15 protein-coding genes are annotated in these 23,902 nt (G+C 70.3%); 6 read left to right on the top strand and 9 right to left on the bottom strand.

The features are described from left to right. The first annotated feature begins 162 nt into the window (after positions 1-162). Complete coding sequence (locus AB0937_RS20170) at positions 163-1,713, top strand: DUF1996 domain-containing protein (protein ID WP_366713406.1); 1,551 nt, start codon at positions 163-165, stop codon at positions 1,711-1,713. 74 nt (positions 1,714-1,787) lie between these two features. On the opposite strand, the gene AB0937_RS20165 is transcribed toward AB0937_RS20170, so the two are convergent. Then, positions 1,788-2,237: a hypothetical protein gene (locus AB0937_RS20165; RefSeq protein ID WP_366713405.1), complete on the bottom strand. Its 450-nt coding sequence runs from the start codon at positions 2,235-2,237 to the stop codon at positions 1,788-1,790. Positions 2,238-2,399: 162 nt separating this feature from the next. Here AB0937_RS20165 and AB0937_RS20160 point away from each other — a divergent pair, with 162 nt between their 5' ends. From AB0937_RS20160 to AB0937_RS20150, 3 genes are all read left to right on the top strand, one after another. After that, positions 2,400-2,927 carry a tetratricopeptide repeat protein gene (locus AB0937_RS20160; RefSeq protein WP_366713403.1) on the top strand — a complete coding sequence of 176 codons (528 nt, stop codon included), beginning with the start codon at positions 2,400-2,402 and terminating at the stop codon, positions 2,925-2,927. Positions 2,928-2,975: 48 nt separating this feature from the next. Continuing rightward, entirely contained in the window at positions 2,976-4,898 is a 1,923-nt protein-coding gene (locus AB0937_RS20155) for a hypothetical protein (RefSeq protein ID WP_366713401.1), read from the top strand. A gap of 94 nt (positions 4,899-4,992) precedes the next feature. Beyond that, positions 4,993-5,709: a TetR/AcrR family transcriptional regulator gene (locus AB0937_RS20150; RefSeq protein WP_366713399.1), complete on the top strand. Its 717-nt coding sequence runs from the start codon at positions 4,993-4,995 to the stop codon at positions 5,707-5,709. Between the two features lie 6 nt (positions 5,710-5,715). Here AB0937_RS20150 and AB0937_RS20145 read toward each other — a convergent pair whose 3' ends face one another. The 7 genes from AB0937_RS20145 to AB0937_RS20115 form a co-directional block, all read right to left on the bottom strand. Next, entirely contained in the window at positions 5,716-6,072 is a 357-nt protein-coding gene (locus AB0937_RS20145) for a 5-carboxymethyl-2-hydroxymuconate Delta-isomerase (protein WP_366713397.1), read from the bottom strand. Positions 6,073-6,161: 89 nt separating this feature from the next. Next, entirely contained in the window at positions 6,162-11,558 is a 5,397-nt protein-coding gene (gene pulA / locus AB0937_RS20140; RefSeq protein WP_366713395.1) for a pullulanase-type alpha-1,6-glucosidase, read from the bottom strand. 115 nt (positions 11,559-11,673) lie between these two features. Then, on the bottom strand, positions 11,674-13,044 hold the full coding sequence (locus tag AB0937_RS20135) for an alpha-amylase family protein (RefSeq protein WP_366713394.1): 1,371 nt from the start codon (positions 13,042-13,044) through the stop codon (positions 11,674-11,676). 118 nt (positions 13,045-13,162) lie between these two features. Beyond that, entirely contained in the window at positions 13,163-14,863 is a 1,701-nt protein-coding gene (locus tag AB0937_RS20130) for a glycoside hydrolase family 13 protein (RefSeq protein WP_366713432.1), read from the bottom strand. Between the two features lie 175 nt (positions 14,864-15,038). Next, positions 15,039-15,950, bottom strand: coding sequence for an ABC transporter permease subunit (locus tag AB0937_RS20125; RefSeq protein WP_366713393.1), 912 nt, complete (start codon positions 15,948-15,950; stop codon positions 15,039-15,041). 13 nt (positions 15,951-15,963) lie between these two features. Beyond that, positions 15,964-16,968: a sugar ABC transporter permease gene (locus tag AB0937_RS20120; RefSeq protein WP_366713392.1), complete on the bottom strand. Its 1,005-nt coding sequence runs from the start codon at positions 16,966-16,968 to the stop codon at positions 15,964-15,966. 118 nt (positions 16,969-17,086) lie between these two features. Further along, a complete protein-coding gene (locus tag AB0937_RS20115; protein ID WP_366713390.1) occupies positions 17,087-18,355 on the bottom strand; it encodes an extracellular solute-binding protein in 1,269 nt (422 codons plus the stop codon). A gap of 390 nt (positions 18,356-18,745) precedes the next feature. Here AB0937_RS20115 and AB0937_RS20110 point away from each other — a divergent pair, with 390 nt between their 5' ends. Together AB0937_RS20110 and AB0937_RS20105 are read left to right on the top strand one after the other, a co-directional pair. Then, positions 18,746-19,780, top strand: a complete 1,035-nt coding sequence (locus tag AB0937_RS20110) for a LacI family DNA-binding transcriptional regulator (RefSeq protein WP_366713388.1) — start codon at positions 18,746-18,748, stop codon at positions 19,778-19,780. Positions 19,781-19,873: 93 nt separating this feature from the next. Then, complete coding sequence (locus AB0937_RS20105) at positions 19,874-20,734, top strand: phosphatase PAP2 family protein (protein ID WP_366713386.1); 861 nt, start codon at positions 19,874-19,876, stop codon at positions 20,732-20,734. Positions 20,735-20,815: 81 nt separating this feature from the next. On the opposite strand, the gene AB0937_RS20100 is transcribed toward AB0937_RS20105, so the two are convergent. Continuing rightward, complete coding sequence (locus tag AB0937_RS20100; RefSeq protein ID WP_366713385.1) at positions 20,816-23,824, bottom strand: bifunctional [glutamine synthetase] adenylyltransferase/[glutamine synthetase]-adenylyl-L-tyrosine phosphorylase; 3,009 nt, start codon at positions 23,822-23,824, stop codon at positions 20,816-20,818. Positions 23,825-23,902 lie beyond the last annotated feature (78 nt).

Here is a 23,902-nt window from a genome sequence, read left to right as displayed (position 1 = left end):
TCCCGGTGCCTGAGCGGCTGTTGAGGACACAGAGTCCTCACGAATCTCGCATCAATTTCCGAGACCGCTGAACACCCGTGGGACGCGCTCCGTATGGAAGGGAGCCGCTTCACTCCTGTCGGGCGCCTCGATGCCCCCGAAAAAGGAAGTCAGAGGAGTTCCATGGGACGCAACACAAGAAAACGCCGTACGCCGCTGGCCACCAAGGCCATTGCCGCATCGGCGGCCCTAGCGCTCGGTGGGGGCGGGCTGATCTGGGCAAACTTCTACGCCTCGGCGCACGAGGAGAACTCGGCGAACCAGACGAAGTCCGCGGGCGCACAGATCGCCACGATCCAGTGCCCGGACGTCGGACAGAAGCTGACCGATGTGCCGGACCGTGCTCGCCAGGGGGTGGACAAGGAGCTGGCCAACCTCGACAAGCAGATCAGCGAGGCCTACACCCGGCTCGCCTCCACCCGCCAGGCCCAGGCCGGTGACTCGGGCTTCGTCGACAACGCCATCCTCGGCCCGCTGAAGTCGAAGCGGACCGCGGTCATCGACCGGATCGGCATCAACATCCGGCGGGTCGGCGGCAAGGCCCCTGCCAGCCTCGAGCAGTTGGCCTCGTGCCAGGGCATGGCCGCCGACGCCGACACCACCGACGGCCAGGCCGGCGATGGCCAGAACAACGACGGCCAGAACAACGACGGCCAGAACAACGGCGGTCAGAACGACGGCGGTCAGGACCAGGGCCAGGACAACGGCGGCCAGGACAACGGGCAGGGCGGCAACGGCGGGCAGGCCGGCAACGGCCCGGCGGCGGACGACTTCATCAACATCGAGGACGTCCAGCCCAACTCCCGCAACCTGCCGAACGGCCTCGCCGCGAACGGCGACGGCGGTTCGACGGGTACGTTCACCACGAACTGCGGCACCAACCAGAACGAGAACCGCAACTCGGACAACGTGATCGTGGCGCCCGGCGTGTCCAACGGTGCGCAGCACCAGCACGACTACGTCGGCAACCAGAGCAACAACGCCTTCGCGAGCGACGAGGACCTGGCCAACGCCGAGACGTCCTGCCAGAACCAGGGCGACAAGTCCTCGTACTTCTGGCCGGTCCTCCGGATCCAGGACGGCTCGGACGACATCGACGCGGGTCAGCCCGGCGGTGGCCAGGACGGCAACGTCGGCAAGATCGTCGAGCCGGCCGAGGCCCAGCTGAAGTTCGTCGGCAACCGCACCAGCGACGTCGTCGCGATGCCGAAGGCCCTGCGCATCATCACCGGTGACGCCAAGTCCCTCACCAACGGCCTGAACAACGCCAACACCTCGTGGAGCTGCACCGGCTTCGAGGACCGTCAGGTGACGGACAAGTACCCGCTCTGCCCCCAGGGCAGCTCCGTGGTGCGGACGTCCAACTTCCAGAGCTGCTGGGACGGGCAGAACATCGACAGCGCCAACCACCGCACCCACGTGGACTTCGTGGAGGCGGACGGCAGCTGCTCGAACGGCTTCAAGGCCATCCCGCAGCTCCAGGTCCGACTGGTCTACGACGTACAGGCGCCGCAGATCAACAACGGGCAGGTGCAGAACGCCTTCGCGGTCGACTCCTTTCCGGAGCAGCTGCACAAGGCGATCACCGACCACAACGACTTCATCAACTTCTTCGACGAGAACGTGATGAACAAGATGGTCCAGTGCATCAACGGGGGCCAGGACTGCCAGTAGTCCTGAACCGGTTGTGCGAAAGGCCGGCGGTGGGAACTCCCACCGCCGGCCTTCTGCTGCTCGGGCCTTCGTGCTCAGCCGTGGTGGCCGCTGCCACCGTGACCGTTCTTGTTGTGGCTGCCGCCGGGGTTCATGTGCTCGGAACCCTCTTCCATGGTGCCGCCGAGGGTGCCCTGCAGTGCCGTGACCGTCTTCTGCTGGCCGACGGCGACCCACTTGCGGCCGACGAGGTAGTAACCGCCGTAGTCCTTCGCGCTGTTCAGCCACTCGCGCTGGCCGCGGTCCGTGGAGAAGGTCGCGAGGACGTACTTCTCCTTGCCTTTCTTGCACAGCGCCTGGCGGATGGTGTCCGCGTCGGTCTGCATGTTCGGCTTGCAGTCGGCCTCGGCCGCGATGTGCTCAAGGCTGCCGCTCACCTCCTTCGGAACGGCCGCCTCGTCCTTGTCGCCGGATCCGCCGCAGCCGGCCAGCGCCAGTATCGCCACCGCGCCGCTCAGCGCGAGCATCGGTCGGGTCACCCTCATCTGTTCCTCCGGTCCTTGTCGGCACGGTCCCTGTCACGGCACGATCCGGACGCATGCCGCACGGAGCCCCGGCAAGAGGCTCTCGCCTTCGATACGGCTGCGGAGCCCGCCGTGCTCAAAATCCCGCTGCCCCGGTGGGCACTCCTGTGCGAGGGTGGACAGGTGGATCAGGACTGGGAAGACCGTGTGGCCGCCCTGTGGGAGCGTTTCGACGACTACGCCGAGACGGAGGAGGACGAGGCCCGCTTCCGCGCCGAGGTCGACGCCCTCGTCGCCGAGCTGCCCGAGGGCAGTCCACACGGCTCGTTCGAGCGGGCCTGCGCGTGGGACTCCACGGGCCGCAGCGACAAGGCGGTCCCCCTGTACCAGGAGGCACTGGGGAACGGCCTCGCCGACGTCAGCCCCTACAAGGCCCGCCGGACGAAGATCCAGCTGGCCAGCTCGCTGCGGAACATCGGCCGGGCCGAGGAGGGCGTCGCGCTGCTGACGCCCGAGCTTCTCGCCCCGTCCGACGAGCTGGACGACCCCGTACGCGCCTGCCTCGCGCTGTGCCTGTCGAGTCTCGGCCGCGACCGGGAGGCGCTGGCGCTGGCCCTGGGCGCCCTGGCCCCGCACCTGCCGCGCTACCAGCGGTCCATGGCGAACTACGCCCGGCTGCTCGTGGAGCCCGGGGTGCCCCCGGGGGCGTGACGCTCGGGGGCCAGGTGACCAACCCATGATTCGCTCGTTCTGCTGAACGTGCAGTCACAGGATGTCGCCCAGCGCCCCGCACCCTTCTCCCCCACCGGCCCGGTCGTCGACGTCGAGCAGGCCGAGGCCGCGCTCGTCGAGCACTACCCGCGGCTCGTCCGGCTGGCCTACCTGGTCCTGCCCCCCGGGCTGGGCCGCAGCCGCCGCGTCCTGACCGCACACTCCCTCGCCCAGCGGGCGCTCCCCCGCAACCGCACCCCGGCCCCGGTGATCCCGGCGCAGTCCACCGGGCGGGACGGCGACCCCGGCTACGCACTGGTCCGTCTGAAGGTGCTGCGCACGGCACTGGAGGCGGGGCTTCCACTGAAGGCGAAGGCCTGGCCCAAGCGGGCACAGTTGCCGCCGCTGCTGCCGCACGTGTGGGGCCTGAAGCTGTTCCCGCGCTCCGGCGGTGCCGACGAACTCGCCCTGGACCAGCGGCTGTCGACCCTGTCCGGCCCGGCCCGGGCCGCCTACGCGCTGCGCGGCCTGGAGCGGCTCACGGACGACGGGGTGTGCGAGGTCCTCGCCGCGGCGGGCGTCGCCGACCCGGAGGGAGCGGTGCTGGAGGCTGGCGGGATCCCCGCCCAGTACGGGCTGCTCGGCTCCCCCGAGTTCGACCCCTGCTCGCTCCAGGCCCGGCCCACCGATCTGATGCGCCGCCGCCAGCACCTGAAGGCCGCGCTGACCGCCGGTGCCGCCCTGCTGGTGTGCGGGGCACTGCTCGGCCTGCCCGGTGAGGGCTGGGGACCGGAGGGCGCCGCGGCACCGCCGTACGCCCGGAACCCGGCCGCGCAGGCCGCCCTGGACCCGACGAAGCTGACCCGGATGCCGCCCACCGCGTGGCGCAGCTCGGCGCGCACCGACTTCTCCGTGTGGCCGGCTCGCGGCGACCTCACCGACGACCGGGCCCTGCTGCGCCGCGCCCTGGCCGTGTGGGCCCGTCCCGGCGAGACGGTCCAGGTGTCGGTGACCCCCGGCACCCTCTCCGGCGGCCCGGCCGGACCGCCCCAGCTGCTGTACGCGGGGACGCTCGACGCGGCCCGTGTGGTGATCCTCTACGACGGTCTGCGCATCGCCCGGTACGCGGAGCCGAAGGACGGCACGCAGGGCGCCGCCCTCGACTTCGCCCGGGTCGACGGGGCCGGGCGGGCCGAGGCGGCCGCGGTGGTCCTGGGCCGGTCCGACGGCAACGTCCGCTACCTGATGGCGCCCTGGGTGGAGAAGGCCGCCGAGCGGGACCTGGTGAAGCCGGGCTCCGGCGCGATGGACCTCACGCTCACCGACGGTGTGACCACGCCGCTGGCCAGCCCGGCCCTGCGGGCCGGCCCGTGCACCTCGTGGAACGTGCTGGAGGTGACCGAAGGCGGCCGGACCCGGATGCTGACCGACCTCGGCGAGCTGGTCCCGGCCAGGCTCACCACCGGGCGGCCGGGCTCCCCGGGCGATGTGGCGGGGGCTTCGGCACTGCGCGCCTGGCAGCCGTTCGCCTGTTCGCTGGGCACGATGCGCTCGGCGGGGGTGCGCAGCGTCAACGCGTGGGCGTTCAACGAACAGCCGCTGCCCGACGGGAGCGGCTCGGCGGCGTGGGTGTGCACGCGGGCCGAGACCTGGCGGGGCGGCGGGGCGCGGGTGCTGGCGCAGTTCCACACACCGGGCGGGGCGTACGGGGCGGCCGCGGCGCAGGCGGAGAACGTGCCGGCCTGCGGGGCTCGTGATCCGCATGTGCTGGCCGGGGTGCTGTGGAAGTCGAAGGCCGGCGACTGGTACCTGCTCGCCGCCGGCGGCCGGGAGACGGCGTCGGTCCGCGCGACGGGGGGAGTGAACGGGCAGGCGCGGAGCAGTCTGCTGACCGTGCCGGCCGAGCAGGGGGCGCAGGCTCAGCTCAAGGGGTCGCTGAAGGACGGGCGTTCGCTCCGCGGGCTGCGCTGACCGGGGCGGATTCCGGGCCCGTCCGGTGCGGCCGGTGGGATCCGCTGATCGATCCGGCCCGTTCGAGGCTGGAAACGATCGGTAAGGTGTTCGTATGACTACCGGGGTTCGCCGCAGAATGGGAGTCGAGGAGCGGCGGCAGCAGTTGATCGGCGTCGCCCTCGAACTGTTCAGCCGCCGCTCGCCCGACGACGTGTCCATCGACGAGATAGCGTCGGCCGCGGGCATCTCGCGCCCGCTGGTCTACCACTACTTCCCCGGCAAACTCAGCCTGTACGAGGCCGCGTTGCAGCGGGCCTCGGACGATCTGGCGGCCCGCTTCGTGGAGCCCCACGAGGGTCCGCTGGGGGCGCGGCTGCTGCGCGTGATGCGCCGCTACTTCGACTTCGTGGACGAGCACGGGCCGGGTTTCTCCGCCCTGATGCGCGGCGGTCCGGCGGTCTCCGCGGGCGGAGCCTGCTCAATGAGCACCATCTCGACGACCAACGCGCTCGTCGACTCCGTACGGCAGGCCGCGTATGTCCAGATCCTTTCGCACCTGGGCGTGACCGATCCGCCCGCGCGTCTCGAACTGGTCGTCCGTTCCTGGATCTCGCTGGCCGAGTCGACGGCGCTGATCTGGCTGGACGGCCGGCGCATCCCGCGCGAGGAGCTGGAGCCCCAGCTCGTCAACGACTTCGCCGCGCTCGCCGCCGTCAGCGCCGCCTACGACGAGGAGATGGCGGAGCTGCTGCGCGGCGCCCTCAAGGACGAGCCGGCCGACGGCCCGTTCGCGCACCTGGTCGGCCGGCTCATCGCCCTGGCGAGCTGAGCGGTCTCAGCTTTCGTACTTCGCGTACGACGCATCGAGGTCGCGGACCTCGGCGGAGGCATGCAGGGCGAGGCCCTCGGGCTGCTTCAGATACGTCCACAGCAGCTCCAGCGCGGCCTCGGTCAGCCGGGCCTTGGTCTCGTCGGTGCGGCCGGCGAGCAGCGCGATGTGGATGTGGACGTGGGCGTGCCCCTCGGTCTCGGGGCCGACCACGATGTCCTCGGTCGGGCGGAACCGGGTCTTGCACGCGGGCGGCTTGGCGGCCGCGATCTCGACCGTCGCCTCGTGCAGCGCCTTGGCGAATCCGGGCCGGTCGAAGCCGCCGGCGAGGTCGGCGGAATAGTCGACGGTGATCTGCGGCATCAGCACTCCTGTTCCAGGTCGGTGTGCTCACCCTAGCCGCGGGCGGGGCGGGCCGCCGGTCGCGGTCCATCCCGCCCGCGGCGGGTGCGTTACCCCGCGGTCCGGGTGAAGACCGCGACCGTGCGCGCCGGCACGGCGAAGGTGCCGGACTCCTGCGCGTAGGCGGAGGACTTCACGGTGGCGTCCGCGCCCGCCGCCTGCACCGGGTGCAGCCGGTAGCCGGTCCCGGCGAGTGCGGACACGCGCTGCTCCTGCCGCTCGGGCGTGGCGTTGAACACGACGACCAGGTCACCGAGCCGCATGGTGATCACGCCGGGTGTCTCGTCCGTGCCGGACAGCGGGAAGGAGAGCCGGGACTGCACCTGTGCGGCCGTGCCCAGGGAGAAGTCCTTCTCGGTGCTCCGGATCCGCAGCAGGTCGCGGTAGGCGGCCGAGGTGCCCTCGATCTGCTCGCAGCCCACCTTGACGGTGGTCAGCAGGGGCTTGGCGTACGGCCACTTGTCGGTGTTGTCGGCCGCCATGGGCAGTCCGCGGCCGAAGCCGTTGCCGTCCGCGCACCGCCAGTGGACGGCGTTGAACCAGTCGCCGCTGTCGTAGGAGTTGCGGTCCAGGGACTTGGAGCGCAGCAGGTCGGTGCCCGCCTGGGAGAGGGCCGGCCCCTGGGAGAGGGTGGCCGTCGCCATGGCGAGGACCTGCATCCTGGCCCGGTCGGACGCGCTGGTCGGGGCGGGCAGTTTGAAGGCCAGGGCGTCGAACAGGGACTCGTTGTCGTGCGCGTCGGCGTAGGCGAGGGCGTCGCCCGGGGCGTCGGCGTATCCGGCGGGGGTGCCGTTGTAGTCGACGTCGGAGCCCTTGACCTCCTTGCCGCCGGTGTCGGTGAACCGGTAGCCGGCGAGGTTGCCGGAGAGGCCGACCTTGATCAGGTCCTGGTAGTGCAGGAGCCGGGCCTTCTGCTCGGCGGGCGTGCCGTTGTTCTTGGAGGAGTTGGGGTCGGTGTACAGGCCGGACGCGAAGCCCTGGACGCCGGGGTCCTCGTCGAAGGGACCGCCGCCGCGCACGGCGTCACGGGCCCGGTCGGAGAAGGTGGCGATGCCGGTGCCGGCCATGTTCTTCTGCGTGGCCTGGACGAACCGGGCGTCGTCGGCGACCTCGCCGAAGTTCCAGCCCTCGCCGTACAGGATGATCTTCTTGCCGTCGACGCCGTCCTTGGCGGGGGTCAGCTCGTCGAGGGCCTTGCGGACCGCGAGGATGTTGGCCTTGGGGTGGTGGCCCATGAGGTCGAAGCGGAAGCCGTCGACCTTGTACTCCTTGGCCCAGGTGACGATCGAGTCGACGACCAGCTTGCCCATCATGGCGTTCTCGGTGGCCGTGTTGGCGCAGCAGGTGCTGTTGGCGACCGAGCCGTCGGCGAGGAGCCGCTGGTAGTAGCCGGGCACGATCCGGTCCAGGACGGAGGTGCCGGCCTGGCCGCTCGCGGCGGTGTGGTTGTAGACGACGTCCATGACGACCCGCAGCCCGTCGTCGTTGAGGGCCTTCACCATCCTGCGGAACTCGACCGTGCGGGCGGTGCCGTCCGGGTCGGTGGCGTAGGAGCCCTCGGGGACCGTGTAGTGGTACGGGTCGTAGCCCCAGTTGTAGGCGTCCTTGGCGGCGATCCTGCCGACGCACTCCTGCTGCTTGTCCGAGTCGGCCGGGAAGGATGCCAGGTCGCAGTCGGTCTTCGCCTGGTCGGCCTTCTTCTCCGGGATGGTGGCGATGTCGAAAGCGGGCAGGAGGTGGACGTAGGAGGTGCCCGCCTTCGCCAGCCGGCGCAGGTGCTTGCTGCCGTCGCTCGTCTTGTCGGTGAAGGCGAGGTAGGTGCCGGGGTGCTCGGCCGTGCGGTCCTCTACGGAGAAGTCCCGGATGTGCAGCTCCTGGATCTGCGCGTCCCGCAGCGGCACGGCCCTGGGCTTGGTGTACGACGACCAGCCGGCGGGCTCGAGGGCCTTGTCGTCCAGGTCGACGACCAGGCTGCGCCTCGAGTCGGTGGTGAGGGCGAGAGCGTAGGGGTCGGTGACCTTGTTGGTGACGACCTTGCGGACGCCGGGCGCCCAGACCTTCACGACGTAGCGGTAGGGCTTGCCCTTCCAGGAGGCCGGGCCGGTGACGGACCAGACGCCGGTGGCGCTGTCGCGGCGCATGGGGACGGCCTTGCCGTCGAGCTCCAGGGCGACGGACTGCGCGGTCGGCGCCCACACCGACAGGGTGGGGCGGCCCTTGGCGAACGTCGGTCCGAGGTCGGCCTTGGTGGCGCCGGGGTGCAGGTCGTCGAGGACTCCGGCGATCTGGACGCCGGTCGCCGCGAGCACGGCCCCGTTGGCCGCGTGCTGGGTGGCGACGACCTGGCCGCGCAGGGCCTCACGGACCCGGTCGCGGTCGCGGGGGTCGACGGTCCAGGCGTCGTACGTCTTGAGGTGCGGGAACTTCGCCTTCTGGGCGTCGGTGAGCTCGTTCTTCGACAGGCGCAGCCACTTGGCGTCGCCGGTCAGGGCACCGTCCTCGGCTTTGATCGAGCCGTCGCGTGAGTACAGCAGCTGGGTGGATGCGGCGGCGTCGGAGCCGTTCCAGGCGAGGGTGTTCCGGTCGATCCAGACCGCTTTCGACGTCGTGAGGTCCAGGGCGGCGGCACTGCCCGCGGGCTGCGGGAGCAGGTACTTCTCCTGGCCGTTCACGAGCCACACCTCGTGGCCGTTCGCCTTGAGGTCGAGCGACTGGTCGGTGGGCAGGTCCTTCTCGTCGCCCTTGTGGAGGATGTAGCTGAGACTGGTGGCCCCGGCGGTGAGCGGTACCTCGAAGACTGCGCCATAGCCATCAGTCTTGACCGGCTTCAGGGGGTTCGACCAGTCGGTGGGGTTCGCGGCGCCGGTCCAGACGTGCAGTCCCCAGCCGTCGTAGTTCCCGTCGGCCCGGAGGTAGTGCAGGACCGCCTTGGTCTTGTCGGGCGCCGGAGAGTCGGGCCGCTCGGTGGTGACGGTGTCCTTGCCCTGCTCGATCCAGATCTCGCCGGTCTTGGTGACGTCGATCGTGCGGTCGGCGGCGACGTCCTTGGTGCCGTCCTTGTCGATGACGAGGAAGCCGACGTTCGAGGCGCCGGGCTTGAGCTTGACCCAGGCGAAGGCGCCGTAGGCGTCCCGGCCGGTGAAGGGGTGGCTCTTGGGCCATTCGGTGGCCTCGCCCTCGGCGAGGTCGCCCCAGGCGTACAGGCCCCAGTCGGCGTAGTCGCCGTCCGTGCGCTTGTAGTGGACGATCGCGTAGTCGCGGGAGGACGCGGTGGGCGGCTCCGGGGCGGGCGGGGTGCCGGTGGTGGAGGCGGCCAGGGCGCTCGCGGTGCGGCCGGCCGAGTCGACCACGACGGCCTTGTAGCGCAGGGCCGTGCCCGGTGCCACGTCCTTGCCGATGGCGTGGGTGACCTTGTAGGGGGCGTGGTCGGCGGAGCCGAGGACCCGCCACTTGCCGTTGCCGGTCTGGGCGGCGAAGACGACCCGGTTGAGCTGCCCGCCGTCGACGTCGGCGGTGACCTCGACCGTGCCGGTCGCGCCGGCCGCCGGGGCCTTCAGGGTGAGCGTGGGCGCGGTGGCGGGCTTGGCGGGCTTTCCGGCTGCCTTGAGGACGATCGCCGAGCCGGCCGGGACGGTGACCGTGATCTTCTTGTCGCTGTCGCTCTTCAGGGTCGCGTCGGTGCCGTGGATGCCCTTGAAGGTCATGCCGGCCGAGCCGGTCGGGAAGGTCGCGGACTTCTTCTCGCCGGCGTTGTTGAAGGCGACGACGTACTCGGTGCCGGTCCTGGCGTCCGTGCGGGAGAAGGCGTAGACGCCCGGGCCGTCGGCGGCGTACCGCTCCTGCTGGACGCCGTCGGTGAGCGCCGGGTTGGCCTTGCGGAGCTTGGCGAGGGCTCTGATCTGCCGGTAGAGGGGCGCCTTGGTGTCGTAGGCGTCCTTGGCGTGCGTGGCGTCGGTGCCGATGCGGTCGTCGTCGAGGTAGTCGGCGGTGCGCGAGGCGAACATGCTCTGCCGGGCGTCCTTGTCGCCGCCCGGGCCGGTGAAGCCCTGCTCGTCGCCGTAGTAGACGACGGGGTTGCCGCGGCTGAGGAACATCAGCTCGTTGGCGAGCTCGTCCTTGGCGAGGATCTCGGCGTCGGTGGCCTTGGGGTCGTCCTGCTTCAGGAACGACCCGATGCGGCCCATGTCGTGGTTGCCGAGGAAGGTGACCTGCTCGTACGCGTTGGCCTTGCCGGTCGTGTACTTGTAGTCGTCCCCGAAGACGCCGGCGAGCTTGCGGGCGCTGCCGCCCTGCGAGGCGTACTGGCGGGCCGCCTCCTGGAAGGGGAAGTCGAGGGTGGCGTCGAGCCGGCCCCGGGTGACGTACGGGGCGGTGATGTTCGTGTCGGCCGAGTAGACCTCGCCGAACATGAAGAAGTCGTCCCGGCCGCGCTTGGCGGCGTAGGCGTCGAGGGCGGTGGCCCACTGCGTCCAGAACTCCATGTCGACGTGCTTCACGGTGTCGATCCGGAAGCCGTCGACGTCGAAGTCCCGCACCCAGCGCTGGTAGATCTTCTCCATGCCGTGGACGACCTCGGGCCGCTCGGTCCACAGGTCGTCGAGTCCGGAGAAGTCGCCGTGGGTGGAGCTCTCACCGGCGAAGGTGGAGTCGCCGCGGTTGTGGTACATCGTCGGGTCGTTGAGCCACGACGGCACCTTGTTCTTCCTGGTGACGACCGGTGTGCGCGGGAAGGAGTCCCGGTCGACCGCGGGGAAGCCGCGCCGCCCGTCGGCGTAGTCGGCGTCGTCGAAGGGCACGCCGTCCTTCGTCAGGTACGGGAAGGCGCCCTTGGAGAGGTAGTCGTAGGACTTCTCCTCGTAGTCGACGACGTCGGCGGTGTGGTTGGTGATGACGTCGAAGAAGACCTTCATGCCCTTGTCGTGGGCCTTGTCGATGAGGGTCTCGAGGTCCTCGTTGGTGCCGAAGTGCGGGTCGACCTGGGTGAAGTCGGTGATCCAGTAGCCGTGGTAGCCGGCCGAGGCGTTGGCGCCGGTGCCCTGTACGGGCTGGTTCTTGAAGATGGGGGCCATCCAGAGGGCGGTGGTGCCCAGGCCCTTGATGTAGTCGAGCCGCTTGGTCAGGCCCTTGAGGTCGCCGCCCTGGTAGAAGCCCTTGTCGGTCGGGTCGTAGCCGGTCGACAGGCGTGAACCGGTCAGGCCGCCCTTGTCGTTGCGCGGGTCGCCGTTGGCGAAACGGTCCGGCAGGACGAAGTAGAACTGCTCACGGGTGGCGTCGTGCCGGGCGGGCTGGGTGGCCAGCTTGGCGTCGGAGGGGGGCGGAGGCGGTGTGTCGGCCCGCGCCGCGAGGGGCTGGACGAGCGCTGCGGCCAGCGCGGTCACGGTGACCGCAGCGACCCGTCCGGCATGGGTGGTTCGGCGCCTCGACGGCGTCGGCCATCTCGGTATCACAGATGGGCTCCTTGCGATTACGGCTCTTCGGGTCCGACCCCGCGCGACCGTATCGCCGCCGCAACACTTACAGCAAGAGGCTTGAAACCATCGGCAAAAACTTTCAGCGAGCCGCTCAGCAGCCCGACTTGCCCGCGTGGACCGCCAGGGCGGTGTTCGCGCCCAGGGTGGCCGTGAGCTGCCCGCTCGAGTTCACCGTCACCGGCGTGTTGTTCTGCACGTTGCAGTACGTCCCGGCGGGCAGTGAGGTCTGGTACGTCCGGGTCAGTGAGCCGGACTCGTGGTTGATGGCCACGAAGCCCTTGCTGCCCCGGCCGAAGGCGATGGCGTCGCCGCCGTTGTCCCACCAGTTGGTGACGGACTGGCCCCGGGTGGCGTTGCGGAAGCCGACCATGGACTTGATCTCGGGCCAGTTGTGCTGGCACTTCCAGCCGTCCTGCCAGCAGGCGTTCACCCGGCCCCCGTTGGGCGGCCCGGCGTCGTGGTCGCTGAACTCGTACCCGGAGTTGATGTCGGGGGCGCCGTAGGGCCAGGCCAGCATGAAGACGTTGGCCAGCGTGTAGTTGGCCCCGTCCTTGTAGCTGAGCGTCGAGCCGTTGCGCTCGGTGTCGTGGTTGTCGACGAAGACGCCGGAGACGCCGCTGTTCATGTAGCCCCAGCCCTCGCCGTAGTTCTTCAGGTAGGCGAGGTTCTCGTTGTTGAGGACCCGTTTGAGGTCGTAGGCGTAGCGGAACTCCTGGACGTCGCCGTTGCCGGTGTACTCGGTGGGCTGGACGGCTTCGCCGGCGCCGTGGATGACCTCCTGCTTCCAGTACACCGAGGGGTTCGACAGCCGCGACTTGATGTTCGCCAGGTCGGCCGCGTCGATGTGCTTGGCCGCGTCGATGCGGAAACCGTCGGCACCGAGGGAGAGCAGGTCGTTCATGTACCCGGCGATCGCGCCGCGGACGTAGCTCTCACCGGTGTCGAGGTCGGAGAGGCCGACCAGTTCGCAGTGCTGGACGTTCCAGCGGTCCTGGTAGTTGCTGATCTGGCTCGTACAGTCGTCGAAGTCGGACGACGAGTACAGGCCGGGGTAGGTGTACTTGCTGTACGACGAACCGCCGGTGCCGGTGCCGCCGCCCGCCGCCATGTGGTTGACGACGGTGTCGACGACGACCTTCACCCCGGCCGCGTGGCAGGTGTTCACCATGTTCTGGAAGGCCGATCGGTCACCGAGCCGCCCTGCGATCTTGTAGCTGACCGGCTGGTACGAGGTCCACCACTGCGGACCCTGTATGTGCTCGGCGGGCGGGGAGACCTGGACGTAGCCGTACCCGGCGGGTCCGAGGGTGGTGGTGCACTCGCGGGCGACCGAGGCGAAGTTCCACTCGAAGAGGACGGCGGTGACGTCCTTGGTGCCAGGTGGGGAGGCCTGCGCACCAGTCGGGTTCATGACAACCGAAGCTGCGAGCGCGACGGCGGTGGCGAGGTATCTGCGTGCCATGTGGGGTTTCCTTCTTCGTTGAAGGTTCTTGCTGCAAGGTTCAGAAACCTTGCGGTGACGCAGATAGTAAAGGCCCGCCGCCCGAATGGGCAGCGGGCCGTACGAAATTCAAAGGAAATCAGGCGCGGGCCTCCGCGCTCACCGTGGTCCACCACACCGTGGTGTCGGCCGGCACCTTCGCCTCGTCGTCGACCTGCACGATCTCGCTGCTCGCGACCAGCACCCGGCCGTACGCCGGCATCGCCACCGACTCCCCGGTGGTGTTGGCGACGCACACGAACTCCCCGCGGCGGAAGGCGAGCACGCCCTCGGGCGCGCGCAGCCACTCCACGGCGCTGCCGGCGCCGAGGTCGGGCTGCTCGCGCCGCACGCGGAGCGCGGCCCGGTACAGCTCCAGGGTCGAACCGGCCTCGCCGCTCTGCGCCTCGACGCTCAGCTCACCCCAGCCCTCGGGCTGCGGCAGCCAGCTGCCACCGTCGCCGAAGCCGTACGACGTACCCGTACGGGTCCAGGGGATCGGCACCCGGCACCCGTCGCGGAAGCCGTCCTGACCGGCGCCCCGGAAGTACGCCGGGTCCTGGCGCACCTCGTCCGGCAGGTCGACGACGTCGGGCAGGCCGAGCTCCTCGCCCTGGTAGACGTACGCCGAGCCGGGCAGCGCCAGCATGAGCAGGCTCGCGGCCCGGGCCCTGCGCAGCCCCAGGGCACGGTCGCCGGCCAGGCGGATCTGGGTGCCGAGGCCGGGCGGGTTGGCGAACCGGGTGGCGTGGCGGGTCACGTCGTGGTTGGACAGCACCCAGGTGGCGGGGGCGCCGACGGGCCGCATGGCCTCCAGGGTGCGGTCGATGACCTCGCGCATCTCCGCGGCGTCCCAGTGGGTGCTGAGGTACTGGAAGTTGAAGGCCTGGTGCAGCTCGTCGGGGCGGACGTAGTTCGCGGTGCGCTCGATCGTCGGGGTCCAGGCCTCCGCCACGAAGATGCGCTCACCCGCGTACTCGTCGAGGATCAGCCGCCACTGCCGGTAGATCTCGTGCACGCCGTCCTGATCGAAGAACGGCATGACATCGTTGCCCAGCAGCTTCACCTGGTCGTGAGATCCAAGGTCGGGCAGCCCCTGCGCCTTCACCAGGCCGTGGGCGACGTCGATCCGGAAGCCGTCGACGCCCATGTCCAGCCAGAAGCGCAGGATCGAGCGGAACTCGTCGCCGACCGCCGGGTGCTCCCAGTTGAAGTCGGGCTGCTCGGGGGCGAAGAGGTGCAGGTACCACTCGCCGGGCGTGCCGTCGGGTTCGGTGACGCGGGTCCAGGCCGGGCCGCCGAAGATCGACTCCCAGTCGTTGGGCGGCAGTTCGCCGTTCTCGCCCTTGCCGGGGCGGAAGTGGTAGCGGTCCCGCAGCGAGGAGCCCGGGCCCTCGGCGACGGCCCGCTTGAACCACTCGTGCTGGTCGGAGGAGTGGTTGGGCACCAGGTCCACGATGATGCGCAGGCCCAGCGTGTGGGCGTCGCGGATCAGCGCGTCGGCGTCCAGGAGGTTGCCGAACATGGGGTCGACGGCACGGTAGTCGGCGACGTCGTAGCCGGCGTCGGCCTGCGGCGAAGCGTAGAAGGGGCTGAGCCACACGGCGTCCACGCCGAGGTCGCGCAGGTACGGAAGACGGGTGCGGACACCCTCCAGGTCGCCCATGCCGTCGCCGTTGCTGTCGGCGAAGCTGCGCGGGTACACCTGGTAGATCACCGCGTCCCGCCACCAGTCGCGGCGCTTGGCGACGGTGACGGCGGACGCGGGGGTGGGGGCAGGTGCAGCTGAGTGCTGGCTCATGTCGTCCTTGATGCGTAACAGGATGTCGGTCATGGAAGCGAGGGTGGGGAGATGGGGGCGGCCGCGGTACAGCGGGGTCGGATGGGCACCACGGCCGCCACACCCGCGCCCCGAAGGGGCGCGGGGAACTACGCGAGCGACCACGACGGCGCCGCGGCCGATCGCTCGGCGAAGGTCACCCCTTCGTGCCACCGGCGGTGAGCCCGGTGACCAGGTTCTTCTGCACGAGGTAGAAGAACGCGGAGACGGGTATGGCGATGAGCACCGCGGTCGCGGCCATCAGGTTGCGCTGGGCGTCGTGCTCGCTGATGAAGCTCTGCAGGCCGACGGCGAAGGTGTACTTCTCGTCGTCCAGCATGAAAACGGTGGCGAAGGCGACCTCGCCGAAGGCGGTGATGAAACTGTAGAAGGCGGCCACCGCCAGACCCGGCCGGGCGAGCGGCAGAATCAGCCGGAAGAACGTGCCGAAGGGCGTCAGTCCGTCGACGCGGCCGGCCTCGTCGATCTCGAACGGGATGGTGTCGAAGTAGCCCTTCAGCAGCCAGGCGCAGTAGGGCACCGCGGTCGAGCAGTAGACCAGGATCAGACCGACGTAGGTGTCGACGAGCTGCAGGCTCGAAAGGATCTGGTACATCGGCACGATCAGCACGGCGATGGGGAACATCTGGGTGCACAGCAGCACCCACATGAACTTCTTGTAGCCCGGGAAGCGCATGCGGGACACCGCGTACCCGGTCGTGGCGGCGATGACCACTCCGACGACCGTGGTTCCCAGGGACACGATCAGCGTGCTCTGGAGCCAGTGGAAGAAGGCGGTCTCCTGGAGCACGAAGCTGTAGTTGTCCAGGGTCATCTTCGACCAGATGCGCCCGGGGTGCAGGTAGTCGTCCTTGTCCGGCCCCAGGGAAAGGAAGACCAGCCAGACGATCGGGAAGAGCGCGATCAGGCTCGCGAGGATCAGCAGGCCGTGGGAGACGATGCTCCCGGCCGCGCCGCGCCGGCCGCGCCGGCGCGCGGGGGCGGACACGGAGGCGATCGCGGGGACCGGCGCCCCGCCCGCGGACTGCTGGACGGTCGTGGTGCTCATGGGGACTCCTGCCTCAGATCGCGAGCTGCTGCTCATCGCGGTTCAGCCAGCGGCGGTAGAAGGAGGTGAAGACGATCAGGATGCCGAGCAGCAGGATGCCGTAGGCGGCCGACTGCGCGAAGTCGCGCGGCTGCTGTCCGAAGCCGAGCTGGTAGGCCCAGGTGACGAGGATCTGCGCGTCCGGGGCGGTGTTGCCGAACAGCAGGAAGATGATGGCGAACTGGTTGAACGTCCAGATCACGCCGAGCAGCACCACGGTGGAGCTGACCGACCTCAGGCCCGGCAGCGTGACGTAGCGGAACTGCTGCCAGCGGCTGGCGCCGTCCATCTCGGCGGCCTCGTAGAGGGAGGAGTCGATGGACTGCAGGCCGCCCAGCAGCGAGACCATCATGAACGGCACACCGCACCAGGTGTTGACCATGATCGCGGCGAAGCGCTGCCAGAAGGTGTCCTCCAGCCACGCCGGGCTCGGCAGGTGCAGCATCTCCAGGGCGGAGTTGATGATGCCGGAGTCGGCGAGCATGAAGCGCCAGCCGAAGACGGTGACGAAGGTCGGCACGGCCCACGGCAGGATGAGGATCAGCCGGTAGAAGGTGCGCCCGCGCAGCTTCTGGTTGAGCAGCAGCGCCAGCCCCAGGCCGATGGAGTAGTGCAGGGCGACGCACAGGGCCGTCCACACGATCGTCCAGATGAAGTGCGACCAGAAGCGGTCGTAGGCGGTCTCCCCCCACAGGATGTCGGCGTAGTTGTCGAAGCCGATGAACTTGTAGGTGGCCTCGATCTCGTTGACGCCGATCGTCCGGGCCGTGTTGAGGCTGGTCGCGTCGGTCAGCGTCAGGTAGAGGCCGTAGGCCAGGGGGTACAGCACGAGGACGCCGAGCACGACGGCCACGGGCGCGATCATCGCGTAGGCGTACCAGTGCTTCTGGTAGCTGTGCTTGAGGCGCCGGCCCAGCCCGGACCGGGGACCGCGGTCACCGCTCCGCTTGCCGGTCGCTCGGTCGATGGCGACTGTCATGTTCGACAACCTTCTTCACGAACTGGAGATCAGCTGGAGATCAGGGGGTACGGCACACAGGCCGATGGCCGCCGGATCCTTCCCCCTCTGTACTGGAGGATCCGGCGGCCACACGGGCCTACTTGCTGTAGTCCGGGAGCAGCTTGGCGATGGAGGTCTCGGCGCTGCTCAGCCCCTGGTCCAGGGACTTCTTGCCACCGGCGATCGCGAGGAGCTCGTCGTCCAGGGGCGTCCACAGCGAGCTGTACTCGGGCAGCTCAGGCCGCGGCTGGGCGGCGGCGAGCACGCCCTGGTAGCCGGCGATGCCCGGGTCCGCCTTGACCTGGCCCGTGTAGGCGTCGTCGCGCGTCGGCAGCGTGTTGTTCTTCAGCGCGATGGTCTCCTGGGCCTTGGCCGAGGTCATGAACTTCACGAACTTCAGCGAGGCCTCCTGGTGGGCCTTGTCCGAGCCCGCGTACACCGAGAGGTTGTGGCCGCCGGTCGGGGCGCCCGCCTTGCCGGAGGATCCGGCCGGGACGGTGGCGATGCCCAGGTTGGCCTTGTCCTTGAACGCCGAGCCCTTGTAGAAGTTCGTGATCTCCCACGGACCCTGGATGATCGAGGCCACCTTGCCGCTGACGAACGCCTCCTGGATGTGGGCGTAGGCGTCGGCGGTGGTGTCGGCCTTGTGCAGGCCCTTGCCCTTGAACAGGCTCAGCCAGGTGCCGTAGGCCTTCTTGGCCGCGGGCGAGGTGACCGTGATCTTCTTGGCGTCGACGTCGACGGTGTCGGCGCCTTCGCCGTAGAGGAAGGAGTGGGCGTAGTAGGACTGGGTCGAACCCCAGTAGCCGTCGACGCCGGTCTTGCTCTTGACGGTGGCCGCGGCCTTCTTCAGGTCGTCCCAGGTCTTGGGAGCCTCGACGCCGGCCTTCTTGAACAGGGCCTTGTTGTAGACCAGGGCGAGGGTGTCCGTGGTGAACGGCGCGCCGTAGGTCTTGCCCTCGTACTGGGCCTGCTTGATCAGGTTCGGCTTGAACTTGTCCTGCTCGGCGAGGGCGTCGGTGCCGTCCAGCGGCAGGAAGAAGCCCTTCTTGGCGAAGGCGGGCGTCCAGCCGACCTCGGAGCGCAGCACGTCGGGAGCACCCTTGGAACCGGCGGCGGTGTCGAACTTGTTCTGCGCCTGATCGAAGGGGACGTTGACGTACTTGACCTTGACGTCCTTGTTGGCGGCCTCGAACTCCTTGACCAGGGCCTTGTAGGTCGGCGCCTCGTTGGTGGCGTTGGAGGTGTCCCACCAGGTGATGGTGACGGGGCCGTCGGCCTTGTCGCCGCTGTCGCTTCCGCCGCACGCCGTCGCTGCCAGGGCGAGGGACGCCACCAGCGCGGTGGCCGCTATGCCACGCCGCATGAGTTCTCCTTGAGGGTGAAGCCCGTTTCGTGCTGCCGACTGCGCCGTTGGCCGCCGGGCGTCGGTGACATTAGCCGCGCTGCAACGAGTTGCGAAAGACCTTGCAGCAAAAAGTTGCAAGGGGTGCGGATGGTTATCCCGCCGTGACCTCCCCTCGATCGACCCGAGGCCTTGATCCGCCTGCCAGGCGGGCAGTCGGACGGTTGTGCAAGACTCTGCAAGCACTTGCCATCCGTATCCGCCGGGGGGATCATCCGTTGCGGATCGGACGCCGACCACGAGTTTTGAGGGACCGCGATGACCAAGCCACCCGCAGCGGGCCGTGCGACGGCGCGCATCAGGCGTCCCGTCGGTGTGCAAGGGGAACCCCGGCCGCTACAGTCCAGTGCTGTGACCACACGGCTTGCGGACATCGCGTTGCAGGCGGGGGTGAGCGAAGCGACCGTCAGCCGCGTCCTCAACGGGAAGCCTGGCGTCGCCGCCACGACCCGCCAGTCCGTACTGGCCGCTCTCGACGTCCTGGGCTACGAACGCCCGGTGCGCCTGCGCCAGCGCAGCGAGGGCCTGGTCGGCCTGATCACCCCGGAGCTGGAGAACCCGATCTTCCCGGCCCTCGCGCAGGTCATCGGCCAGGCGCTGACACGGCAGGGCTACACGCCGGTGCTGGCCACCCAGACCCCGGGCGGCTCGACCGAGGACGAACTCACCGAGATGCTCGTCGACCGCGGGGTCGCCGGCATCATCTACGTCTCCGGGCTGCACGCCGACACCACCGCCGACATGCAGCGCTACGACCGGCTGCGCGCCCAGGGCGTGCCCTACGTGCTGGTCGACGGTTTCTCGCCGAAGGTGCAGGCGCCGTTCATCTCCCCCGACGACCGTGCGGCGATGAGCCTGGCGGTCACGCATCTGGCGTCCCTGGGGCACACCCGGATCGGTCTGGCCCTCGGACCCAAGCGGTTCGTGCCGGTGCAGCGCAAGATCGAGGGGTTCGTGCGCACGATGCAGGACCAGCTGGGTCTGCGCGCCGAGACCGTCGAGTCGGAGCTGGTGCAGCACTCGCTGTACACCCTTGAGGGCGGTCAGGCGGCGGCCACGGCGTTGATCGACCGCAGCTGCACGGCCGTGGTGTGCGCCAGCGACATGATGGCGCTGGGCGCGATCCGGGCAGCCCGGCAGCTCGGTCTGGACGTGCCGAAGGACATCTCCGTGGTGGGCTTCGACGACTCCCCGCTGATCGCCTTCACCGACCCGCCCCTCACCACGATCCGCAAGCCGGTCCCGGCCATGGGGCAGGCGGCCGTGCGCACGCTGCTGGAGGAGATCGGCGGGACGCCCGCGCCGCACAGCGAGTTCGTGTTCATGCCCGAACTGGTGGTGCGCGGATCGACCGCTTCGGCCCCCGGGGAACGTGGTCGTTCCTGAAGTCCTCGGCCTGAAGTCGCCATAGGACATGCGGCCCGGACGGAGCCGCGGGATGATCGGTGGGTAAGTCCTTTTCTGGCAGACTTTGCGCCTATGGGTGAAACGACCGTAACGAAGCCGGAGGGCCTGGAAGCGGCCCTCCCGGACCCCGTTGCGGCTGATGCGGGGCGCGGCCCGCTGCGCCGGCTGCGCACCCCGCGCCGGCCCCGGTTCTGGTTCGAGATCCTGCTGATCGCGGTGAGTTACTGGACGTACTCGCTCGTCCGCAACGCAGTCCCCGAACAGAAGGCCGAGGCGCTGCGCAACGCCGACTGGATCTGGCGGGTCGAGCACCATCTGGGCATCGCCGTCGAGGAGGCCGTCAACCACACGGTGAACTCGGTGCATTGGGTCATCGTCGGGATGAACTACTACTACGCGACGCTGCACTTCGTGGTGACGCTGGGTGTGCTGGTGTGGCTGTTCCGTCGCCACCCCGGCCGTTACGCGGCGACACGCCTGGTGCTGTTCGCGACGACCGCGGTCGCCCTGCTCGGCTACTACCTGTATCCGCTGGCGCCCCCGCGGCTGATGAACGGCGGCGACTTCATCGACACGGTCATGGTCCACCAGACGTGGGGCTCGATGGCTTCGGGCGATCTGAAGCACATGTCCAACCAGTACGCCGCGATGCCGTCGATGCACATCGGCTGGTCCGTGTGGTGCGGGCTGACGATCTTCGCTCTGGCCACCGTCCCCTGGGTGCGGGTGCTGGGCCTGCTGTACCCGGCGCTGACGCTGGTGGTCATCGTCGCGACGGCCAACCATTTCTGGCTGGACGCGGTGGGCGGCGTGCTGTGCCTGGCCTTCGGATTCGCGGTCGCACGGCTCTGGTACGGGCGGCAGCCTTACGCGCTGCCGAGGACGGCACCGCAGCGCGGGCGCGGCAGGTCCCGTTCCCCGGCCGGGGTATAGATCCCTGGCACCCCGAGGGCCTGTGTCCGCGAAGTCCCGCCTGCCCCGCCGGGCGAACGGCGCGACTTCGCGGACACCCCCCTAGCGCTCGGTGATGCCGTAGAACAGTTCCTCCACCACCCCCCGCGCCCGGCGGGCCGTGCGCCGGTACGCGTCCAGCATGTCGCCCGCGTGGCCCGGGCCGAACCCCAGGTACCTGCCGACGGCGGCCAGCTCCCGGGGCTCCGTCGGGAACGTGTCGCCGGCCCGGCCGCGGACCAGCATCACCGCGTTACGGACCCGGGTCGCGAGGACCCAGGCCTCGTCCAGGGTCGCCGCGTCCTCGTCCGTGATGAGCCCGGCGGCGCGGGCGGCGGCCAGGGCCTCACGGGTGCGGGTGGTGCGCAGGCCCGGCTCCGACGAGCCGTGCCGCAGCTGCATGAGCTGCACGGTCCACTCCACGTCGGACAGGCCGCCCGGCCCGAGCTTGGCGTGCAGCTTGGGGTCGGCGCCGCGCGGCAGCCGCTCGGACTCCATGCGGGCCTTCAGCCGCCGGATCTCGCGTACGGCCTCGTCGGCGAGCCCGGCCGCCGGGTAGCGCAGCGGGTCGATCAGCTCGATGAAGCGACGGCCCAGGTCCTCGTCGCCGGCGACGGGCTCGGCCCGCAGCAGTGCCTGCGACTCCCAGGTCTGGGCCCACCGGCGGTAGTAGGCCTCGTACGAGGTGAGGGTGCGCACCAGCGCCCCGGACTTGCCCTCGGGGCGCAGGTCGGCGTCGATGAGCAGGGGCGGGTCGGCGCTGGGGATCTGCAGCAGGCGGCGCATCTCGGAGACGACCTTGTTGGCAGCCCGGGACGCTTCCCGTTCGTCGACGCCGTCGCGCGGTTCGTGCACGAACAGCACGTCCGCGTCCGAGCCGTAGCTCAGCTCGTGGCCGCCGAACCGGCCCATGCCGATGATCGCGAACCGGGTGGGCAGGTCGTCGCCCCAGCCGTCCCGCACGACCGCGCGCAGTGTGCCGGCCAGGGTCGCGGCGGTCAGGTCCGACACGGCGCCGCCGACCCGGTCCACCAGGGCGCCCTGGTCGGCCTCCGCGGGCTGTTCCTCGGTGCCGTAGGAGCCGACGATGTCCGCTGCGGCCGTGCGGAACAGCTCGCGGCGGCGCACACCGCGGGCGGCCGTGACCGCCTGGGAGACCCCGTCGGCGCGCCGCACCGCGGCGAGTATCTCCTGCTCGAGGTGGTCGCGCGGCCGGGGCTCCAGCCCGCCGCCGTCCCCGTCGCCGAGCAGCGCGACCGCCTCCGGGGCACGCATCAGCAGGTCGGGCGCGAGCCGGCCGGCGGACAGCACCCGCGCGAGGTTCTGCGCGGCGGCGCCCTCGTCCCGCAGCAGCCGCAGGTACCAGGGGGTCTTGCCGAGCGCGTCCGAGACCTTGCGGAAGCCCAGCAGGCCCGCGTCCGGGTCGGCCGAGTCGGCGAACCAGCCGAGCAGCACCGGGAGCAGGGTGCGCTGGATGGCGGCCTTGCGGGTGACGCCGGAAGCCAGCGCCTCCAGGTGGCGCAGGGCGGAGGCGGGGTCGGCGTAGCCGAGGGCGACCATGCGTTCCCGGGCCGCCTCGGTGCTCAGCCGGGCCTCCCCGGTGGCGAGCTGGGCGACCGCGTCGAGCAACGGCCGGTAGAAGAGCTTCTCGTGCAGACGGCGGACGACGCCCGCGTGCCGCCGCCACTCGCGGTGCAGGTCGGCGACCGGGTCCTTGCGCATGCCGAGGGAACGGCCGATGCGGCGCAGCTCGGCCTCGTCCTCGGGGACGAGGTGGGTACGGCGCAGCCGGAACAGCTGGATGCGGTGCTCCATCGAGCGCAGGAACCGGTAGGCCTCGTCGAGCTGGGCCGCGTCGGCCCGGCCGACATAGCCCCCGGCGGCGAGGGCCTCGAGCGCGTCCAGGGTCGTACCGCTGCGCAGGGAGGTGTCGGCCCGGCCGTGCACCAGCTGGAGCAGCTGCACGGCGAACTCGACGTCCCTGAGGCCGCCCGGTCCCAGCTTCAGCTGGCGGTCGACCTCGCCGGCGGGGATGTTCTCCACGACCCGGCGGCGCATCTTCTGCACGTCGGGGACGAAGTTCTCGCGCTCGGCGGCCTTCCACACCAGGGGCTGGACGGCGGCGACGTACTCCTCGCCGAGGTCGAGGTCGCCGGCCACCGGGCGGGCCTTGAGCAGCGCCTGGAACTCCCAGGTCTTGGCCCAGCGCTGGTAGTAGGCGAGGTGGCTGGAGAGGGTCCGTACGAGGGGGCCGTTGCGGCCCTCGGGCCGGAGGTTGGCGTCGACGGGCCAGATGGAGCCCTCGACGGTGGTCTCCGAGCAGATCCGCATCATGTGCGAGGCGAGCCGGGTCGCGGCGCGTACGGCCTTGGTCTCGTCGGCCCCTTCGATGGCCTCCCCGACGAAGATGACGTCCACGTCCGAGACGTAGTTCAGCTCGTGGCCGCCGCACTTGCCCATGGCGATGACCGCGAGGCGGCACAGGGCGGCGTCCTCGGGCGCGGCCGCCTCGGCGATCCCGAGGGCGGCGCGCAGCGTGGCGGTGGCGAGGTCGGCCAGCTCGGCGGCGGATTCGGCGACGCCGGTGGTGCCGCACACGTCCCGGGCGGCGATGGACAGCAGGCAGCGCCGGTAGGCGACGCGCAGGGAGACCGGGTCGGTGGCCTCCGCGAGTCCGGCCTCGAACTCCTCCACCCCGGGGTGCAGGTCGTACGCCTCGTACATGACGAGGGCCTGCCAGTCGTCCGGGTGCCGGGCGAGGTGGTCGGCCAGGGCGGTGGAGGCGCCGAGGACGCCGAGGAGGCGGTCGCGCAGCGGCTTGGAGGAGATCAGCGTGTCGAGCAGTTCCCGGCGGGCGCCGTTGCCCTGCTGGGCCTCCAGGAGCCGGACCAGTCCGAGCAGGGCGAGATCGGGGTCGGCGGTGGCGCCCAGCGCCTCCAGCAGGACCGGGTCGTCGCGCAGGGGGGCCAGCTCGGGACTGTCCAGGAGCCGCTCGGCGGCGGAGGCGTCCGTGAAGCCGTGCCGCAGCAGTCGTGTGAAGGTGCTGCTCCTGCGCCCCGGCACCGCCGTCATCCGGGCCTCCCTCGCACTGTTCCTCGGACATGCATCGGATCAAGGTCGTACGGCTTTGAGCCTAACCGCCCGGGCCGG

The organism is Streptomyces sp. NPDC047880 (assembly GCF_040706515.1).
Classification (GTDB): Bacteria; Actinomycetota; Actinomycetes; order Streptomycetales; family Streptomycetaceae; genus Streptomyces.
This window is presented reverse-complemented; position numbering and strand designations above follow the sequence as displayed.

What these genes read in the sequence shown, in the direction of transcription:
- AB0937_RS20170 (WP_366713406.1), top strand. Translation starts at nt 163, where the DNA reads ATGGGACGCAACACAAGAAAACGCCGTACGCCGCTGGCCACCAAGGCC.
- AB0937_RS20165 (WP_366713405.1), bottom strand. Translation starts at nt 2,237, where the DNA reads ATGAGGGTGACCCGACCGATGCTCGCGCTGAGCGGCGCGGTGGCGATA.
- AB0937_RS20150 (WP_366713399.1), top strand. Translation starts at nt 4,993, where the DNA reads ATGACTACCGGGGTTCGCCGCAGAATGGGAGTCGAGGAGCGGCGGCAG.
- AB0937_RS20145 (WP_366713397.1), bottom strand. Translation starts at nt 6,072, where the DNA reads ATGCCGCAGATCACCGTCGACTATTCCGCCGACCTCGCCGGCGGCTTC.
- AB0937_RS20135 (WP_366713394.1), bottom strand. Translation starts at nt 13,044, where the DNA reads ATGGCACGCAGATACCTCGCCACCGCCGTCGCGCTCGCAGCTTCGGTT.
- AB0937_RS20130 (WP_366713432.1), bottom strand. Translation starts at nt 14,863, where the DNA reads ATGAGCCAGCACTCAGCTGCACCTGCCCCCACCCCCGCGTCCGCCGTC.
- AB0937_RS20125 (WP_366713393.1), bottom strand. Translation starts at nt 15,950, where the DNA reads ATGAGCACCACGACCGTCCAGCAGTCCGCGGGCGGGGCGCCGGTCCCC.
- AB0937_RS20120 (WP_366713392.1), bottom strand. Translation starts at nt 16,968, where the DNA reads ATGACAGTCGCCATCGACCGAGCGACCGGCAAGCGGAGCGGTGACCGC.
- AB0937_RS20115 (WP_366713390.1), bottom strand. Translation starts at nt 18,355, where the DNA reads ATGCGGCGTGGCATAGCGGCCACCGCGCTGGTGGCGTCCCTCGCCCTG.
- AB0937_RS20105 (WP_366713386.1), top strand. Translation starts at nt 19,874, where the DNA reads ATGGGTGAAACGACCGTAACGAAGCCGGAGGGCCTGGAAGCGGCCCTC.
- AB0937_RS20100 (WP_366713385.1), bottom strand. Translation starts at nt 23,824, where the DNA reads ATGACGGCGGTGCCGGGGCGCAGGAGCAGCACCTTCACACGACTGCTG.